At 40.3% G+C, this 18,567-nt stretch carries 16 protein-coding genes; 11 read left to right on the top strand and 5 right to left on the bottom strand.

What is annotated here, in order from left to right; all coding sequences use genetic code 11:
* Positions 1–11 precede the first annotated feature (11 nt).
* Positions 12–515, top strand: a complete 504-nt coding sequence (locus IRQ78_RS02045) for a GNAT family N-acetyltransferase (protein WP_054553467.1) — start codon at positions 12–14, stop codon at positions 513–515.
* 124 nt (positions 516–639) lie between these two features.
* Positions 640–1,335 carry a class I SAM-dependent methyltransferase gene (locus IRQ78_RS02040; RefSeq protein ID WP_194441209.1) on the top strand — a complete coding sequence of 232 codons (696 nt, stop codon included), beginning with the start codon at positions 640–642 and terminating at the stop codon, positions 1,333–1,335.
* 1 nt (position 1,336) lies between these two features.
* Here the strand turns inward: IRQ78_RS02040 and IRQ78_RS02035 are convergent, their stop codons facing one another.
* From IRQ78_RS02035 to IRQ78_RS02025, 3 genes are all read right to left on the bottom strand, one after another.
* Positions 1,337–2,206 (bottom strand): diguanylate cyclase, encoded by an 870-nt coding sequence (locus IRQ78_RS02035; protein WP_161804351.1) that lies wholly within the window; start codon positions 2,204–2,206, stop codon positions 1,337–1,339.
* Positions 2,207–2,332: 126 nt separating this feature from the next.
* Positions 2,333–3,001, bottom strand: coding sequence for a response regulator (locus IRQ78_RS02030; protein ID WP_194441208.1), 669 nt, complete (start codon positions 2,999–3,001; stop codon positions 2,333–2,335).
* Positions 2,994–4,298, bottom strand: coding sequence for a DUF4118 domain-containing protein (locus IRQ78_RS02025; protein WP_228482475.1), 1,305 nt, complete (start codon positions 4,296–4,298; stop codon positions 2,994–2,996). Before IRQ78_RS02025 ends, IRQ78_RS02030 begins: the two co-directional genes overlap by 8 nt.
* A gap of 177 nt (positions 4,299–4,475) precedes the next feature.
* Between IRQ78_RS02025 and IRQ78_RS02020 the strand changes: the two genes are divergently transcribed.
* The 4 genes from IRQ78_RS02020 (at position 4,476) to IRQ78_RS02005 (ending at position 8,057) form a co-directional block, all read left to right on the top strand.
* Positions 4,476–5,135 (top strand): potassium channel family protein, encoded by a 660-nt coding sequence (locus IRQ78_RS02020; RefSeq protein ID WP_054553462.1) that lies wholly within the window; start codon positions 4,476–4,478, stop codon positions 5,133–5,135.
* Positions 5,132–6,499 (top strand): TrkH family potassium uptake protein, encoded by a 1,368-nt coding sequence (locus IRQ78_RS02015; RefSeq protein WP_138599351.1) that lies wholly within the window; start codon positions 5,132–5,134, stop codon positions 6,497–6,499. Before IRQ78_RS02020 ends, IRQ78_RS02015 begins: the two co-directional genes overlap by 4 nt.
* A 111-nt stretch (positions 6,500–6,610) precedes the next feature.
* A complete protein-coding gene (gene abiEi / locus IRQ78_RS02010) occupies positions 6,611–7,135 on the top strand; it encodes a type IV toxin-antitoxin system AbiEi family antitoxin (protein ID WP_194441207.1) in 525 nt (174 codons plus the stop codon).
* 1 nt (position 7,136) lies between these two features.
* Positions 7,137–8,057: a nucleotidyl transferase AbiEii/AbiGii toxin family protein gene (locus IRQ78_RS02005; protein ID WP_194441206.1), complete on the top strand. Its 921-nt coding sequence runs from the start codon at positions 7,137–7,139 to the stop codon at positions 8,055–8,057.
* Positions 8,058–8,064: 7 nt separating this feature from the next.
* Here IRQ78_RS02005 and IRQ78_RS02000 read toward each other — a convergent pair whose 3' ends face one another.
* Entirely contained in the window at positions 8,065–9,999 is a 1,935-nt protein-coding gene (locus tag IRQ78_RS02000) for a RecQ family ATP-dependent DNA helicase (protein WP_194441205.1), read from the bottom strand.
* Between the two features lie 258 nt (positions 10,000–10,257).
* Here IRQ78_RS02000 and IRQ78_RS01995 point away from each other — a divergent pair, with 258 nt between their 5' ends.
* From IRQ78_RS01995 to IRQ78_RS01985, 3 genes are all read left to right on the top strand, one after another.
* A complete protein-coding gene (locus IRQ78_RS01995; RefSeq protein WP_054563253.1) occupies positions 10,258–11,562 on the top strand; it encodes an NAD(P)/FAD-dependent oxidoreductase in 1,305 nt (434 codons plus the stop codon).
* 120 nt (positions 11,563–11,682) lie between these two features.
* Entirely contained in the window at positions 11,683–13,812 is a 2,130-nt protein-coding gene (locus tag IRQ78_RS01990; RefSeq protein ID WP_194441204.1) for a hypothetical protein, read from the top strand.
* A gap of 85 nt (positions 13,813–13,897) precedes the next feature.
* Positions 13,898–14,470: a manganese efflux pump MntP gene (locus IRQ78_RS01985; RefSeq protein WP_138619787.1), complete on the top strand. Its 573-nt coding sequence runs from the start codon at positions 13,898–13,900 to the stop codon at positions 14,468–14,470.
* On the opposite strand, the gene IRQ78_RS01980 is transcribed toward IRQ78_RS01985, so the two are convergent.
* A complete protein-coding gene (locus IRQ78_RS01980; protein ID WP_228482474.1) occupies positions 14,467–16,914 on the bottom strand; it encodes an EAL domain-containing protein in 2,448 nt (815 codons plus the stop codon). The genes IRQ78_RS01985 and IRQ78_RS01980 overlap by 4 nt on opposite strands.
* A gap of 145 nt (positions 16,915–17,059) precedes the next feature.
* Between IRQ78_RS01980 and IRQ78_RS01975 the strand changes: the two genes are divergently transcribed.
* Both IRQ78_RS01975 and IRQ78_RS01970 read left to right on the top strand, forming a co-directional pair.
* The gene (locus IRQ78_RS01975) at positions 17,060–18,001 is read left to right on the top strand and encodes a GGDEF domain-containing response regulator (protein ID WP_194441203.1); all 942 of its coding nucleotides are present in this window, start codon (positions 17,060–17,062) and stop codon (positions 17,999–18,001) included.
* A 54-nt stretch (positions 18,002–18,055) separates the two neighbouring features.
* Entirely contained in the window at positions 18,056–18,457 is a 402-nt protein-coding gene (locus IRQ78_RS01970; RefSeq protein WP_054553455.1) for an Hpt domain-containing protein, read from the top strand.
* Positions 18,458–18,567: the final 110 nt, after the last annotated feature.

The raw sequence follows: 18,567 nt of genomic DNA, 5'->3' as shown, positions 1-18,567 counted from the left end.
AACTCCAAAGGATGAGCGTGATTACACTTCGAGACTTCGTAGAGTCAGATGCAAAACAACTTGTTGCAATTCTTAACGACATAAATGTTACACAATACCTATCAACTAAAATCCCCTCTCCTTATAGTTACGAGGATGCTCAGTGGTGGATTAATGAAGGTAGTCAAAGTCAGCTCATTAAAGCCGTTATATTTAACGATAAACTTATTGGATGCGTGAGTGTGCACCCAGGTGAGTTTGAATTTGATCGCTCAGGTGAGTTAGGTTACTGGCTGGCAAAAGAGTACTGGCGGCAAGGTATCACTGTAAAAGCTGCATCTATGCTACTCGAAACAGTATTCTCTAAAACGACAATCGCCAGAGTGTTTGCTTACGTGTGCGAAGATAATCCTGCCTCAATGAAGGTTCTGCAAAGATTAGGCTTCGAACAAGATGCAGTTTTAAAAAACGCGATGTTCAAGAAAGGACACTTATTTAATGCGCACCTTTTTTCATTGTTAAAACCTAAAAATTAAGCAAATGAGTATGCATACATTACCAAATCATTTGAATGCCCCATTAAGTAACTTTTAAAGTTTCCTAAAATAAAGTAAGCTATCCACTTCTGTAACACTTAAAGTTACCTACTAGGTTTTTACTATGCAACAACACGAAGTCACCGCCTTATTTGATCAACAAGCAGCTAATTATGATTCACAATGGCAAAACATGGCCCCCATTAGCCAGGCCTTGTATTTTATGATGACACCTTTATTCAGCAAACTACCAAGCAATGCGCATATTCTTTGCGTTGGAGCGGGCACCGGAAATGAAATTTTGCATTTAGCACAGGCCTTCCCTACATTTAGTTTCACCGCAGTCGAACCCTCGAGTGAAATGATCAAAGTATGCAAACACAATTTAACGCAAGCAGGGGTGGCACATCGCTGCCAGTTTCATAATGGTTACGTAGATTCACTTAAGAACTTGATGCCCTTTGATGCAGCGACAGCCGTGTTAGTATCGCAGTTTATTGTGGATGAACCTAAACGAGTGGCATTTTTTGCAGATATTCACAAACGTTTAAAAGCAGGTGGGTTACTTGTCAGCGCAGACTTAAGTGCTAATCAAAGTGCCAAAACTTACCCACTGCTGCTTAGTCACTGGTTAAGCGTTATGTCATCAGCCACAGTCAGTCCTGAACAAATTGAAAAAGTAAAACTAGCTTATGAAAATGACGTTGCTTTAAAAGAATCTCAAGTCATCGAAAACATCATTGCCGAATCAGGCTTTACAGGCGTTTACTCTTTTTATCAAGCTGGCCTAATAAAAGCATTTACCGCCGTTAAAGAATAGTTTAAGCCACACACACTCGATTGCGGCCTGACTTTTTAGCTTGATACATAGCTTCATCGGCCCTTTCGATTGCCGTTTCAATATTATCATCGGCGCTTATCAGCGTTACGCCAAATGAGCCAGTAACATTAATGTGATTATCGTTGCTAATGTCGATTTTTAAAGCCTCAACGCCAGCTCTTAGCCGTTCAGAAAATGACTTAGCATCATCAAGCTCTGTTTGTGGTAAGCAGACTAAAAACTCTTCGCCACCATAGCGATATAATTGATCGTATTTTCTTAGCTGAGATTTAATGCATTTCACGAGGGCTATTAACACCTTATCGCCCGCAGCATGACCAAATTCATCATTTACTTGCTTAAAGTGATCAAGGTCGATCATTATCAGTGCGCAGCTTAGTGATTTGCGCTTACACAGCTCGTGTTCTTTTTGCAGGTTTTCTAATAAGTTCGTACGATTTGATGCACCCGTTAAAGGGTCGCGTGTGTGAAGCACTTCAGTAAACTCATCGATAAGGCAGTCAAATAACTCGCGTAATCTATCTAAATCCGCATGAAATTGGTCTAATAAGTTTACTGGAATAACAGTCTTAGACTCTTTTAACGACAACAAGACTTTCGCTCCTTGATGCATTTTTTTATGTGCAGAAGCGATTTCAGAAAAGTGAGGGTGAAGCTTTATAGTCTGATCAGGTAGCTTATTAAACCACTGCCCAAAGCGACAAAAGTTATGAGCATTATCTGCTAAATCTTGTTCATTTGCGGGAGTATCTGCAATTAGACACCTTAATAAGTTTTTATACCATGACTGGTGCCACTCAATAGCTTGCTCAATTTCTGCAATCACATCTTCGAGCTGTGTATTCGACAATGAACTAATACCTTGTCTGTTAATTTGATGCATGGCCAATGAAGGGAGTTCCGCTTTATTATTATTATCTAAAACAGTACCTAAGGAATGTTACAAACTCAACCCAAAGCGAGGTAAAGAGATAGTTTATTCAACTAAGCGGTAACCTACGGCGGGCTCGGTTAAGATATGTTTAGGGCTCGCCGCATTTTGTTCAAGTTTTTGTCTTAACTGACCAATATGTACTCGCACGTATTCAGGACGGTTAATATACTGCTCTCCCCACACTTCAGATAAAATAGCGTTATGCGTTAACACCTTATCTTTTTGCTGAAACAACAACAGTAAAATAGCGTACTCTTTTTTAGTTAGTTTGACTTCTTCCGCGCCTTTACGGACCACGTGCTTATGTGGGTCGATGTGAATATCGCCACATTGCAAAGTTAGGCTGGGTGTTGTTTGTGTGCGAAGTAGCACCCGAATGCGCGCTAGTAATTCGTTTGCACTAAATGGTTTGGTTAGATAATCGTTGGCGCCGTTATCAAGGGCGGTGACTTTTTCTGTTTCGCCGTCGCGTGCAGAAAGTACTAATAAAGGGAGCTGGCTCCACTGCCTAAACTCCACCAGCCAATCTTGCCCATCCATATCGAGCAAGCCTAAATCAAGCAGCACTAAATCAAACTGCTGCTGGCTTAATAGTGCAAACGCATCAAGCCCTTTGGCGCACACACTAACTTCATGATCACTGGCTTTTAATAGTGTTTTTAAAAAACTTTGCAGAGGTGGTGAATCCTCTAAAACCAAAATATTAGCCACGACTGTTACTCCAAATTAATATAGCTGTTGCTTGCTTTGTTTGCTCATTGAGGGTTAATTCAAAGCGCCCTTGATGACATTTAGCAACCACATCGCAGATCACACTCCCCAAACCAACGCCTTCATCTTGACTCGCCTCATGCTTATTCGCAAAAGGATTGGTTAGCACAATTTGATATTCATTGTGTGTTTCAATAAATTGCATATTCGCCGAACCATCTCCGTAACGAGCTGCGTTCTCGAGCATATTGGCAAAGGCAATTTCTAGTAGGGTTTCATCGCCAAAACAGATGCTTTGTTGCTGAGCCTCGATGCTCAGTTTAAAGTTTTGTAGTTGCTGCTGACGACGAGATTTTGCTTCGCTAATTAAGGTCAAAATAGGCAGCTTTTGCCATTTAATATTCTCAGCTAACTTATTAACTTTACTGAGCTCCATGACTTTATCAAAGTGCTGGTTAAGTATTTTACTTTGCTCATAAATGTTAGCAGCTTGCTCTTTGATAACCTCAGAGCTTAGTTGGATATCATCATCAGCCAACATGCTTGATGCGCCCATAATGGTCGCTAATGGCGTGCGTAAGTCATGGGATAAACTGCGCAACAAGGTGTTTTTTGACCTCTCTAGCTCCGCCTGTACTTTTATCGCCGCTGATTGCTCTCGCAGTAAGGTTTTTTCTTGAACCTGATACAGTAAAGAGCACGCTGTATTCGCCAAAGCCTGTTGCTCTGCATTAAGTGCTTTTGTAAACGCAATACCGCCAAATTCAGCTTGTTGTTCGTTTAAATAAATAAACTGCTTAGAGGCTGTTAGCTGCCAATCACACGCAACCTTTAAATGCGCGGCCATGGTTGTTAAAAACAGCTGCTTTTGCTCCTCAAGGCTATCGAGATCATTAAGCTTTTTTGCTAACTCATACAATAAGCGACTATTACTTGCATGGGCTTGCACATCGCGAACCTTAGTATTGAGCTCCCCGGCTAAGTGACTTATCACTAACCCCACAATCAACATCACTAAAAAGGTGACCACATATTCAATATTTTCGATGTGAAAAGTGAAATACGGCACCACATAAAACCAGTCCGTGCAGGCAACACTCACCAAGGTGGTAAGCGCTGCAACACGGCGATTACTGCGCACCGCAACCCATGTCACCCACAAAAGCTGAAGCATCACAATATCGGTGGTTGTAAACAGTTCTCGAAATGGGAATATCGCAAGCACCACCACAAGTGGCATAAACACACTTAAAAATGCGGCTTTTAAATACTGTATTTTGAATACTGACTGCATCATCTTTTCACTTATTGTTTATCCCTATTAGATTAAAGGGTTTTCAATTTTGTCACTATAAAGTTTTTATAAAGTTTTTTTATCTCGGCATAAAATCTTTATAAAGCTTTCAAGCTCTCTAGAGACTTCTGTTTTTTTGCCATTAGCATTTAGCGCGTACCCACAATAGCGAGAAAGACTATGGCTCAGTTTGCAGTAATCGGATTAGGACGTTTTGGCGTAACCGCCTGTTTAGAACTTTCAAAACAAGGTCATACAGTGTGTGCCGCCGATATTAGCGAAAGCACCGTTAATCACTATGCCGACCAACTCAGTTTTACCGTGGTGGTTGATGCCAGTGATGAAACACAATTAGCACGGCTCGATTTACCCAGTTGCCAAGCCGTATTGGTGGCCATTGGCGAGAATATTGAAGCCAGTATTTTATGTGTATTGCACTTAAAAAACTTAGGCGTAAAGCAAATTTGGGTAAAAGCCTGTACCAAAAGCCACCATCAAATACTAAGTAAACTTGGCGTTGACCGCATAATTCACCCTGAAGAAGAAATGGGCGTGAGGGTTGCGCAAGCGCTTAACTACCCAATGGTTAATCAGTATTTCCCGCTTAACCAATCCACGTTTATTGTTGAACTAGGCATTGATCTGCAGCTTTCAGGTCGCAAAATTGGCTGGCTACTCAAAGAACGTAATAGCGATATTAAACCACTCACACTACGACGTGATGATTACTTCAATACAGAGCTGACTAACGACACCGAACTGCGTCACGGCGATAGTCTGGTGCTACTGGGCTCTAAAACTTACTTAACTAAATTAGCAAAACGGTTTCGTGCATTATGATTAACTGGCAAGCCAACGTTTATCCAAAACAATTTAGCGGTGTAAAGTGCCGTAAGCGGCAAAAAATAAACCCACCTTTAGTGCTTACTATCGGCTTTATTGTGTTAATTATGCTCGGCACGGGCTTGCTTATGCTACCAATGGCAAGCACCCAACCGATCAGCTGGCTCGATGCATTATTTACAGCAACCTCTGCGGTTACAGTAACAGGGCTGGTGGTCATCGACACAGGTACTGATCTGACTGTATTTGGTCAAAGCGTGGTCATGCTGCTGATTCAAATAGGTGGCATTGGCTTTATGACCGTGGCGGTGATTTCAATTTTAAGTTTAGGAAAAACCCTAGGCTTACAACAACGCTTACTCGCTAGCCGCGCTTTTGACACTAACGATTTAACCTCGGTGATCAAAGTTGCTAAGTATGTTTTAGTGTATTCATTAGTGATTGAGTCGGTGGCATTTTGCTTACTCTTTATTAGTTGGTTCGATGACTATGGCGCACTAAAAAGCGCCTATCACAGTCTGTTTTATACGATTTCGGCGTTCAATAATGCGGGCTTTGCGCTAAGTGGCGATAGCTTATCGGCATTCAAGGGCGATATAACCGTAAACGTAGTGATCACCGCTTTGTTTATCATCGGCGGTTTAGGGTTTACTGTACTGATTGATATCTACAAACAAAAGCGCTGGTCATTACTATCAACCAATACCCGCCTGGTGCTAATTGCCACCTTAGTGCTCAACTGCATCGCATTTATATTGATTTTTTTCTTTGAACACGCCAATCCCGCGACATTAGCGCCGCTATCAACGTCTGAGCAAATATTAACGACTTGGTTTCAAGCGGTGACACCTCGTACCGCAGGGTTCAATACCTTACCGATTGATGGCTTGAGTCAAGATTCAACGCTTTTGACTATGCTGCTGATGGTGATTGGCGGTGGTTCAGTTAGTACGGCGAGCGGCATAAAACTAGGCACCTTTGTGATCCTAATTTTAGCGATGCGCAGCTATTTAAAACAGCAAACCACGGTCACCGTGTTTAACCGTCAGCTGAGCGACAAGTTAGTGATCAAGGCATTAAGCGTCATGATACTGTACTTATTTATCGCTTTTACCAGCATTATGATCATCACCAAGCTTGAACAAGGGTCGTTACTTGATATCACCTTTGAGGCAATTTCGGCACTCAGTACCGTAGGCCTTTCGCGGGGTATAACTGGGGATTTAAGTGCGCCTAGTCAGCTCATCATCATACTGCTGATGCTGATAGGTCGGGTTGGGCCATTAACCTTTGCTTATTGTTTTGCTCGCCAGCACGGCCAACCTTTGACCTACCCGACTACCAGTATTCAAATTGGTTAAGTGTACAATTTTGACACTTTTTAGTGTTAAATTTGTGAACTTGAAAAGCACTAAAATAAGTCTACAATAATGACATATAAATATGCCATTAATCATTACTTGAGAAATAAATTGAAAAAGTCAGATGCAATCAAAAAGCTATCAGAATTTGATAAACAAGGACGTTATATTTTTACAATGTCTGATTTTGAAAAAATTTTTTTTGATGATACTAATAGGAGCTTGAGAGCGGGGATCTCGCGACTCATCGATGATGGCTTTTTAATTAGAGTTGCAAATGGCATTTTTATTTACGCTCTTGCTCAGTCAAAAGGAAGTGATACGCTGGAGGTAATTGCAAAAACAATCCGCCGTGGTGAGTACAATTACGTTAGTTTAGAGTCTGCACTTTCAGAGTATGGAATTATTTCACAAATCCCCGTTGGCAGATTGACCATTATGACAACAGGTCGATCGGGTGAATATAAAACGCCTTTTGGTACGATTGAATTTACTCACACTAAGCGAAACCGTTTAGACATTCTAAAAAACACGATTAAAACGGATCGCTCTTTGAGATTTGCAACGAAAAATACTGCTCTAAGGGATTTAAAAAGAGTTGGCCGAAATACTCATTTAATTGCAGAGGAAGCATAAGATGAAAGCTGAACAAGAGAACTTTGCGCAACTGGTAAATCTCGCTATGCAAACCACAAATGTTTCTCATATGCGGGCTGTTATAGAAAAAGAGTTATTGCATTACGACATCCTATTTGCTCTCGAACGAGGTGGATTCCTTGATAAGCTAGTATTTCAAGGAGGCACTTCTTTAAGATTATGTTATGGCGGAAATCGCTTTAGTGAAGATTTAGATTTTGCTGGTGGTAAAGAATTCAATTCACTCATGTTAAAAGATATAAAAGCATGTATTGAAAAGTATATTGGCAAAAGATACGGCCTTGAGGTGACAGTTAAAGAACCAAAAGAGTTAAAAAAAGACCCTAAATACTCAGAATTAAAAATTGATAAGTGGCAAGTTACAGTAGTAACTGCACCACAAAGAAAGGATTTACCCAAACAAAAAATTAAGTTAGAAGTTGCCAATATTCCGGCCTACACAAAGCAGCCTTTACCACTGAATGTGAACTATGATTTTCTGCCTGATGGATACAGCGATACACTGATCTTAGCTGAAACACTCGATGAGGTGATGGCTGACAAAATAATTTCATTACCAGCCACAACAAAGTATGTGCGACATCGAGACATTTGGGATCTTGCTTGGTTGCAACAGCAAGGGGCTCAATTAGATATTGAACTAGTTAAAAATAAAGTTGCTGACTATCAACTTGAGCAATATCAGTCCATGCTCTCTCATTTAATTGATAGGTTACCCGAACTTACCACGAGCCCTGAGTTTATCGGTGAAATGAAACGCTTTTTAGATACCGAAGTATTCGATAGAACTCTCGGTAAAGAAAAGTTTCAGTTGTACTTACAAAACACCCTGACAGAGTTATTCAAGACAGTTCTGTCAAAAATGTTTACCGAAGCTACAGAGCCTGATTTTAAAATGTAAGACCTTACTACAACTGCTGTAGCAAGGCTTTAATGTCAATGTATCGTTGTTGCTCGCAAAGGCCAAAACCTGAAAGTTGTCTGACTTTATTACGAGTAAATAAAGGCACGCTCATGCCCGCTAAAAACCGGCACTGAGTATCGATGCTGACATCACTAATCCCTTTAGAGGCTAAGTGCTGTTTAAGCTCAGCAACTTTGCTGGCAATCACATTTTGCTCAGGCATTTGATGCACTAATGAATAACTAAGCTTTACTTGCTGGCCTCTACACACTGAACAATGGCCACATTGCTGGGGTGCATTCTGGTCATCAAAATAGCGGGCTAAGTTATAGCTTAAGCAGCTATCTAGCTCAAAAAAGCGTACTAAAGTGGCGATACGTTTAATTTCAGCCTGCTCTTTTTCGATAAAATATTGGTGCAGTTGCTGTGCTAAATCTGCGTGGTTTATTACCGAGTTATTCACCTCATACACTTGCGTGATGCGTTTGGTCTCAAGGGCTATATGACCTTTCTCGGCCAAATAATCGAGCGCTGCAACCACACGTTTTCTATCAACTTGAGTGGCACGGGTTAACGCATCAAAATTAAGTGTGCCCCAAATTTTCTTAAACTCAGTGTGTTTGAATACCTGTTGTAAAAACGCTTGTCGGTCAGCATCAAACTGGCTAAGTAGCTCGTTTTGATCCGTTAAAAACTTATATTTAAAATCGGCGTAATAGGCATATAAAGGCGTAATAGCCCCTTGCATTTCTAACTGCACTAGTAAGGTTTTTAACGCTAAAGCACGAATATTACTTTCGCTAGATAAGCTGTACTCTTGCATTTCCCACTGGTTGTTCGTTTGTTCGTTGCGAATGTTATTAATGACATAGTCAATCCCACTTTGCTCGGGCGTGTCGGCATAAACAAAGTTCTCAACGGTATTTAAGCCATCAAGGTTTGCTAGGGTAAAACAGTTTGAAGGCGAACCATCTCGCCCTGCGCGGCCAATTTCTTGGCTATAGTTCTCAATCGATTTTGGCAAATCATAGTGGATCACAAAACGAATATCAGACTTATCAACACCCATCCCAAAAGCAATGGTTGCTACGACGATATTAATTTTACCCGCCATAAAATCGTCTTGAATTTGCCAGCGTTTATCATCCTCAAGGCCTGCATGATAGGCCACTGCATTAAAGCCCGCTCTTGCCAAGCCTTCGGCCACTTGCTCAGCAGTATGCTGTAAGGTGACATAGACAATCCCTGCCCCTTGTTGGCTGGCTATGATATTTGCTAATTGCTGAGGTTTTTCTTGGCTTGCAACACTGAGCACTGATAAATCGAGGTTGCTTCGGTAAAAGCCTGTTTGCACTACACATTCTGGGGCAATGGCAAAACGCTCACACATATCGCGCTTTACTTTTTTAGTTGCGGTGGCGGTAAGTAGCAATACCAACGGAATATTAAGCTCTTCACGATAGCGCGGCAGTTTTAGATAATCAGGCCTAAAGTTGTGGCCCCATTCAGATATACAGTGTGCTTCATCAACCACCAGCATCGAAATAGGCACTTGTTTAATAAATTCACGAAAGCGCTCATTCTTAAAACGCTCAACTGAGACCATTAAAATTTTCACCTTCCCTGCTCGCACATCACTCATTACCGTATGGCTTTGCTCACTGGTTTGGCTTGAATCAAGGCTTGCCGCGTAAATACCTTTGCTATTTAAAAAGCTGATTTGATCTTTCATCAGTGCCAATAATGGCGATACCACTAAGGTCAAGTTGGGTAAGTGCAATGCGGTTAATTGATAGCACAAAGATTTACCTGAGCCAGTTGGAAAAATTGCCAACGACGATTGCTGATTTAATAGCTGCTCAATGGTTTGTTGCTGACCTTGGCGAAACTCATTAAAGCCAAAGTATTGATTCAACGAAGTGTGTAGTGGTGTAGTCATCCTGATCCCTCACTTTCATTCCCTTTTCAGGTAATGATAGGTCTCTTACTGCGAATTAGCCATGTTAACGTGTTTAACTCAATCTCCCAAGGCCATTGATATAACTAAGCGCACTATATTGTTCTTAACAGGTACTGACAAAACCAGTAAAAAGGCGCACAATGGGCGCGTTGCCATGGGGTATTGATGGATGGACTTGCAATACCTAAGCGCTTTTTCGCAAGAGTGTTTAGGTATTATACTTTTGAGGGCAACGTAATGATTAACCAACCTCCTAAAATCGTGATAGTCGGTGGTGGCGCTGGTGGCTTAGAGCTAGCAACACAATTAGGACACAAACTCGGGAAAAAACGTCAAGCAGAGATACTTTTAATCGATAAAAACCGCAGCCATATTTGGAAGCCGTTACTTCATGAAGTAGCGACGGGGTCGATTGATGCCGATTTAGACGGCGTTGTATACTCAGCTCATGCAGCAAAACATCATTATAATTTTCAACTCGGCAGCTTTTGCCACTTAGATCAAACCAACAAAACCATCACTTTAAGCGAGTTAAAAGACGAGCTTGGCCACCGAATTTTACCCGAGCGCCAAGTCAGTTATGACTACCTTGTACTTGCTATAGGCAGTGTCAGTAACGACTTTAATACCCCTGGCGTTAACAAGCACTGTTTTTACCTTGATTCAAACCAGCAAGCTGAACGCTTTCAGCATGCTCTACTCGATAACTTCACCCGTTTACATCAAGATGACGACCCACAGCATTCTTTAACCATTGCTATAGTGGGAGGTGGTGCAACCGGGGTTGAGCTGTCGGCAGAGCTTTATCATGTGTCAGACATGCTAAAAATGTATGGCCTTAATAAAATGACCGCGAAACGCTTACACATTGATTTAATTGAAGCGGGGCCGCGAATTTTGCCCGCATTACCCGAGCGCATTGCAAACTCAGCTAAGCGTGAACTGGTTAAATTAGGAGTAACAGTCCGCGAAGGCACGCAAGTAAAAGAAGCCACAGAAAACAGCTTTATTACCAAAAACGATGAACATATCAAAGCCGACATTATGGTTTGGGCTGCGGGTGTAAAAGCACCTGATTTCATTAAAGATATTGGTATCTTTGAGCTCACCCGCAATAACCAAATTAAGGTGAACCAATATCTGCAAAGTAGCGTTAACGACGATATTTTTGTGATTGGTGATTGCTGTGCATTTACTCAAGAAGATGGCACACAAGTGCCACCCAGAGCACAATCGGCTCATCAAATGGCGCAATGTGTTGAAAAAAACCTTATAGCTACACTCAAAGACCAGCCTCTGAGTGCCTTTACCTACAGTGATCATGGCTCTTTAGTTAATTTGTCACGCTACAGCACGGTAGGCAGTTTAATGGGCAACCTAACCAGTAATAGCTTTTTTATAGAGGGTAAAATAGCGCGATTTATGTATATTTCGCTCTATCGTATGCATCAACGTGCTATCCATGGCAGTGCAAAAACTTTTGCACTGTGGATCAGCGAAAAAGTACTCCGCGTTGTTAGGCCAAAAATGAAACTGCATTAAGCTACGGCATAAAGCCGGCAAATTAGTTGTTTGTCGGCTATTTATGCACTTCGTCCCTAGGTAATTGACATCACTCTACAAAGTCATACACTTCAAGCAAGATAGCTCCATGGATTGAAGATGAAAAAAGGTATTTCGCTAACCGTTTTTGCAGTGCTTTGTGCCTGTGGGGCCTACCTGATATTAGATAAACCCACACCCATCGAAGCGATAAGCAATGAAGTCTCGACATCTTCTGCTGCTGTCGCTGAACAAAAAAAGGCTACGAGCCTCTTTAAACCATCAAATCAGCCTAATAGCAAAGCAACAGAGCTGGCTAAACTCAAGCTAGCCAAACGCCAGTGTAAGCAACAAAGTTTAAAAGCCACTCAAGCTGCAGCTGATCACAGTCAAATAGAAGCAGCGATTAAACAAGCACTAAAAGACGGCGACTCCCTTGAAGATATTTTAAGTTATTCGGAACTTGTGAAAATATCTTACCGTTCATTTAATACCTTAGTTATTAACGCAATCAAAGAGAATGCAGAACAGCAATTTCAATATGCCTCATCAGTAAACATATTAAAAAGCTGGCAAGGGATTGAGGTCATTGATTATTTTGAAATAGATACAATCAATCAACTAACGGCAATTGATGGACCCCTTAGTCAAAATACTGGCTCAATGATGTTTAATGTGCCATTACCTGAGCAAGTAAACAAAACAGCATTGTACAAACTATTGGATAACAACGATGATTTTAATACCTATTTAAAAACGCCGTTTAAAATCGGCCCATCAAGGCTCATTTCACCATCTATTTTGTTTCTTGTTAATGCTCATGCGCTTAGTTTAACTGAGTTTGAAAACGCAATATCTAGCAAAGAGTTTACTGTTAACGACATTGCTGTGGCTTTAAAAAGCAACTTACCTAATGATTACCTAACAGCGCTCATCTCTCAAACAGCACAGCTAAACGGCTCGCCTACAGCAATGAGTGATGACTTTATGGATGAACAACTGTATTTAAACCTTGCAGATGTCGCTGTGAGTGAATTTAACGTACCAATTTTAAAGTTATTAAGTGAGCGAGGTATTGAGCCCACTAATCAGCCAAATGTATTTACGGCGATGGATATTGCCATTATAAACCTAAAAGGCAGCTCAAATAGCGAAGTCCAGCCACTAGAGAGCAAACACATAGAAACACTAAATTATCTAAAAAAGAAAGGTTATCGAGCTCACGGCGAGCTTGTGCGCGACACACCGAACGATAGACTACTGATGCTTAAATCTTCATTCTTACCGAGTAGCCTTTTATTTGTTGGCGACCAAGTTGCTAATGATGCTTTTTCTCAGTTTATAGGTTTAAAGCTAATCCCAAATAACCTAGCATTTAAACGTAAAGAAAAAGATAACTCTGTAATATCAAAAGCACTCAGCGCCTATGAACTACAAAAACAGCAAGCGAAAAAAATACCTCCTGAGTGTGAAACGATAGATCAGCGGATCAATTCACTAGAAGCGATAAAAACACGCTCTCAAGCACTCAAAGAATTAGAAACACTCGAAGCGCAACAAGGCTTACTTACCCTGGACACCCTTCAAGAAATCGACCCTGTACAAGTTCATAATTGGCAATTCTTGCATTCAAATGAGTATAAATATCAAACCTCAACGCAGTATCAAACCTATAAAGAAGCAATTGTCGAAAAAGACTTTAATACTGTTGCAACGATTACCCAAACAGCAAAGCTCAGTACCCACCAGACAAATATGTTGCTTGCAGCAACAATAGAAAACGCTCAACAATTGACGTCTATTTGGCAAAACAGAGTCGCTCCAACTGCACCTGAAAACCTTTATCTATTTACTAAGTTACCATTAGCACAATGGCAAACATTAGCTGATAACGGCTTTGATTTTTCATTAAAAGACATGCAAAACAACGACATGTATTTTTATGCAAGCATGCATTCAAAAGAAGCCGTTAAGTTTTTAATGAGCCTTGCAGTTGCGCATGACTTTTCTAAACCTGGGCTTGATATTCTCGACCAAGCACTGGAGCAAAGCTATAACACACAAACCCTCGCTGACTATATGCCAAGCGCATTAAAACTTGTTGACCAATATGAGCCTAACCACTTTCGTCGTGCCGAGCGTCTAAAAATTTTTGTTCCTGATGTTTATGAAGAGCTTATTAAACTTGAGCCAAAACTTGCACCCAAAGATGGCACTGTAATGAATAACTATCTGTACAGCGCTTATTAAGCCCCTTACTAATTTGAGCTGTAAATTAACCTATCTGTTTACGGCTTAGCCGCGTATAATGCCCACTTTTTGTGGGGCGCAAAAATTGAATATTATTACGCTAAGCGTTTTGTCGCTTGCAATGTCGACTGATGCTTTTGCAGCTTCAATCACCAAAGGCAGTACACTTAAAAACCCTCGTGTTCTGAGTGCAATCAAGCTTGGTTTATTGTTTGGCTGTATCGAAGCTATCGCACCGATTGTTGGCTGGCTGATTGGCAGTGCCGGTGCAGATTACGTTGAAGCCTTTGATCACTGGATTGCTTTTGTGTTGTTAGTGGGTTTAGGCATTCATATGTTGCTTGAGAGTCGTAAAGAAGATGACGACGATGAAGAGGAACTTGCACCGAATACCAAGCGCTCTTTCATTGCCACACTACTAACTGCCGTTGGCACCAGTATAGATGCGATGACAGTAGGTATCAGCCTTGCTTTCATGAAAGTGAATATTTACCTAGCTGCCGCCATGATAGGCCTAGCAACCACAATTATGGTTACCATCGGCGCGCTACTTGGTAACGTAATGAGTGGCTGGGTAGGCAAAAAAGCCGAAGCAATTGGCGGTGTTGCACTTATTTTTATCGGCTGTGGCATCCTATACAGCCATACCGTGACTTAAACTAATAGCTTATCAAACTCTTCTTTGGGCATGGGCTTATAAAAATAGTACCCCTGCCCAAGTTCACAGCCTAAATCGATCAACTTATTTAGGTGCTGTTTTTCTTCTACTCCCTCGGCAACAATTAATAGACTTAATGAATGAGCTAAGCTTATTATTGTCTTGACTATATCCATACTCTGCGAATCAACCATCATGTCTCTAACAAATGATTGATCTACTTTTAAAACATCGACCGGAAAAAGCTTTAAATATGAAAGACTGGAATAACCCGTTCCAAAATCATCAATCGCAATAGTCAGGCCAAGCACCGCTAAATCATTCAGCATGCTCTTAGTTACTTCAAAATCTTCCATTAACGCACTTTCTGTAACTTCTAATTCGAGCAATTCACTCGGTAAGCCCGACATTTGGAGAGTTTGCGCCACAAAGTTGCAAAAGTTTTTATCCGTAAACTGCTTTGCTGAAATATTGACAGCAACCTTGATACGAAAGCCTTTATCTAACCACTCCTTTGCTGCGTAACAACTTTGCTTTAAAACTGACTCACCAAGAGCGTTAATAAGTCCAGTCTCTTCAGCTAAAGGAATAAATTCAACTGGCAATATAATTTGATTATTAGTATCTCGTAACCGAACAAGTGCTTCAACACCGACTATTTTTTGTGAACCAAGTGCGACCTTGGGTTGATAATAAACTTCTATCTTGTCGTTTTCTATCGAAGTACGAATCAGTTTTTCAACACTTTGGCGCTGTTTAAACTGATGCTCTAAATCATCTGAGTAATAACAAAAGCGATTACGTCCTTGCTCTTTCGCTTTATACATAGCGGCATCAGCATGAGTCATCATATCTTCTGCTGTCACTGATTCTCTAGGATAAATGCTAATACCTACACTCACTGACAAAATATAAGGTTGTTCATCAATTTTGAATGGTTCACTCATTGTATTAATGATGTCAGTAGCAATCACATCAATAATTGATGTTAGCTTTATTTCAGGGATTAATATCGCAAATTCATCACCGCCGATCCGCGCTAATGTGTAGTTTAAATCAATTAAAGATTCTAATCGCTTCGCAACAAGTTTAATTATTAAATCACCTTGTTGATGGCCAAGTGTGTCATTCAAGTATTTAAAATGATCAATATCAATTAAAATTAAAGCAACTTGTTGCTCCTTGCTCTTGGCTACTTTGCAAGCATGGGAGACTCTATCATAAAGCAAGACTCGATTAGGCAAGTCGGTTAGTAAGTCATGATTAGCAAGGTGACTCATTTTAACTGCCATTGCCACTGACTCACTAACATCGTGAAAAACGATGATCCCACCACTGACACGACCATCATCATCACGAATTGGCGCAGCAGAATCTTCGACTCGATAAACACGGTTATCTAATGCTGTTAATTGGGTATTTAACGACATAGCAACAATACGATTTTCTCGCAAAGCAAGTAGGATAGGATTAACTAGGTTTTGTCCTGAATACGCATCAGTCAACTTCATCACGTCATCAATATGTTTTGCCTGAGCCTGCTGTGCTGAATAACCCGTTAGTTTTTCAGCAATGGGATTCATAAACGTAATATGGGCTTCGTTATCTGTTGCGATAACCGCATCACCAATCGAGTTGAGCATTACTCGCAATCGCTCAGACTCAGCAGCTAATAACTTTTTAGTGCGCTTAATTGATGTAATATCCGTAAGCGTCAATATAACGCCTACCGCTTGTCCTTCATGAAATTGTAAATTAATTTGTGCCCTAACATGCTCAATATTATCGCTCGGATCGACAAACGGTACATTTAACACTTCCTGCGGCTTTTGCTCTTCTAAACAATTATGCAAAGCAAGGTATAAATCATCAGGAAGAATATCTTTAGCTCTGTGACCAATCATCTCATTGCCACTTATGGCAAACCACTGACAAGTCATGTCATTATTAAAAAGGTTTAGCTCTTGCACTGACCAATAAGAAATAAATACCGGAACTTGAGCTATTAGTGCCGCAACGTCATCTTTTGCAGTACTTATTTGCGCTTCCTGTTGCTTCATTTTTAGATGATTTACTATTCTCAACCGACATAGATTTAAGTCTACAGGCTTATGAATTAAATCAACTCCACCATTCTCAAAACTCTGATACTCAAATATTTGTTCATTATGCGAGGTAACAAAAATAACGATTGATAGGGCTGTTAGTGGGTTTTGTTTAATTGCTTTGCATACTTCGAAGCCATTCATATTTGGCATTTCAATATCAAGTAAAATAATATCGGGCCTGAATGAAAATGCTACGCCTAAGGCTTCAACTCCTGACGCACATCCAATAACTTCACCTAAATCACCAAGAGCCTCAGTCATCACCAATAGACTTGTAGGTTCATCATCAACAACGAGTATTTTACTCTGCCGATTATTTAGATGAGAAAAAAGCAAGACTATGACCTCAATTAATGTAACTAAAAAAACTCTAGTCCTATCTCATCAGTAGCGCCAATAAAAAATATAATTTTCCATTCTTTAGTTGTAGAAATTCTAAAAATTCAGTCTATGCTTAATCAACACTCAGGGAGAAGATAATTTGCAATCTAATGAAGTAAATAACAACAAACTGATTGATGATTCCATCATTTTGATAGTCGATGACGAGCCAATCAATGCGACTGTCATTGAAGGCCTACTAGCATCACATTTTAAAACCCACACGATTAATTGTGGTGAAGAAGTGATGTCTGTTTGTGACTCTATTAAACCCGATCTAATATTGTTAGATGTCATGTTAGGGTCTATGAGTGGTCTTGATGTGTGTAAAGAGCTAAAAGCTCACCCTTCTTATAAAGATATTCCGGTTATATTCATCACTGCAATTATGGATCAAGAAGATCAAAACCAATGCTGGCAAGCCGGCGCTGTGGATTTTGTAGCTAAGCCAGTCTATGGTGTAACCCTTCTAAACAGAGTGACTGCACACCTGACATTAAAGAAACAAGCAGATCTTTTAAAACAACAGACACAGCAAGACAGCCTAACGGGATTAAAAAACCGCCGTTCTTTAAATACGACTCTGACGCAAAATCTATTACTTGCGAAACGTCATAGTCAGGCACTATCTGTGCTGATGATTGATATAGACTGGTTTAAACAATACAACGATCAGCTTGGACATCAACAAGGCGACAACTGCTTAATAAAAGTAGCTACAGAAATCAAAAATAGTATTAACCGACCAACAGACACAACTATTCGCTACGGTGGTGAAGAGTTCCTCTGTATTTTACCTGATACCGATATTCAAGGAGCACAGTTTATTGCTCATAAGCTATTGGCCAACATTAAAAATCTAGCTATTAAACACCCAACTACAGAGTCAGGAATAGTCTCGATAAGTGTGGGAAGCGCAACACTGTCAGATCATAAAAATTTTACTCCAGAAAATTTAATCAACAGTGCAGATACAGCGCTATATCAGGCTAAACAACAAGGAAGAAATCGCTGCGTTTGTATTATCGCAACCAGTGAATAATTTAAATTTTTGTAGATTTTTTCAAAATGACATAACTATACAGGCAAATAAAAAATGAACAGTGAGATGTCAGGGAAGCAGCAAACAACAAACTCGAAAAGCGAAAGTTTAGAATTGAACCATTGGAATAAAAAAGCGGCACTTTACCGACTCATGAACAATGAGGTCTTGCTCATTAGAGTAAGCAAAATGTTTTTAGATAGTTCTCATGTCAAATTAGCGTCACTATCTCAGTCCATACAGAACAGAGACTTTAAAACAACTACATCAGCCAGTTATTCACTTAAAGGAGCCTGCGGCGATTTAGGTGCTACAAGATTAGATCAACACCTAAGCGAATTAATTGTATTAATCGCCAATGAGCGTCACCCTTTTGAGGAGATACAATCGAAATTATTTGAAATAAAAAAAGACTACCAAGTATTACTGACAATCTTACAAAAATACACCTCTTGATAAACCACTTAGTTTTAATTTAGCAACCACGTTAGCGTAGCATCAAAAATGCTTGTCTAGGTGAATCTTTGTCTTCAAATTTTCATAAAGTGGGAGTATGTTTATACAAA

This window comes from Pseudoalteromonas simplex, from assembly GCF_015278155.1.
GTDB lineage: Bacteria > Pseudomonadota > Gammaproteobacteria > Enterobacterales > Alteromonadaceae > Pseudoalteromonas > Pseudoalteromonas simplex.
This window is presented reverse-complemented; position numbering and strand designations above follow the sequence as displayed.

Excerpts from the sequence above, each read along its gene's own strand:
- IRQ78_RS02015 (WP_138599351.1), top strand. The coding sequence starts at position 5,132 with ATGATTAACTGGCAAGCCAACGTTTATCCAAAACAATTTAGCGGTGTA.
- IRQ78_RS01995 (WP_054563253.1), top strand. The coding sequence starts at position 10,258 with ATGATTAACCAACCTCCTAAAATCGTGATAGTCGGTGGTGGCGCTGGT.
- IRQ78_RS02005 (WP_194441206.1), top strand. The coding sequence starts at position 7,137 with ATGAAAGCTGAACAAGAGAACTTTGCGCAACTGGTAAATCTCGCTATG.
- IRQ78_RS02000 (WP_194441205.1), bottom strand. The coding sequence starts at position 9,999 with ATGACTACACCACTACACACTTCGTTGAATCAATACTTTGGCTTTAAT.
- IRQ78_RS02045 (WP_054553467.1), top strand. The coding sequence starts at position 12 with ATGAGCGTGATTACACTTCGAGACTTCGTAGAGTCAGATGCAAAACAA.
- IRQ78_RS02025 (WP_228482475.1), bottom strand. The coding sequence starts at position 4,298 with ATGATGCAGTCAGTATTCAAAATACAGTATTTAAAAGCCGCATTTTTA.
- IRQ78_RS01970 (WP_054553455.1), top strand. The coding sequence starts at position 18,056 with ATGAACAGTGAGATGTCAGGGAAGCAGCAAACAACAAACTCGAAAAGC.
- IRQ78_RS01990 (WP_194441204.1), top strand. The coding sequence starts at position 11,683 with ATGAAAAAAGGTATTTCGCTAACCGTTTTTGCAGTGCTTTGTGCCTGT.
- IRQ78_RS02020 (WP_054553462.1), top strand. The coding sequence starts at position 4,476 with ATGGCTCAGTTTGCAGTAATCGGATTAGGACGTTTTGGCGTAACCGCC.
- IRQ78_RS02040 (WP_194441209.1), top strand. The coding sequence starts at position 640 with ATGCAACAACACGAAGTCACCGCCTTATTTGATCAACAAGCAGCTAAT.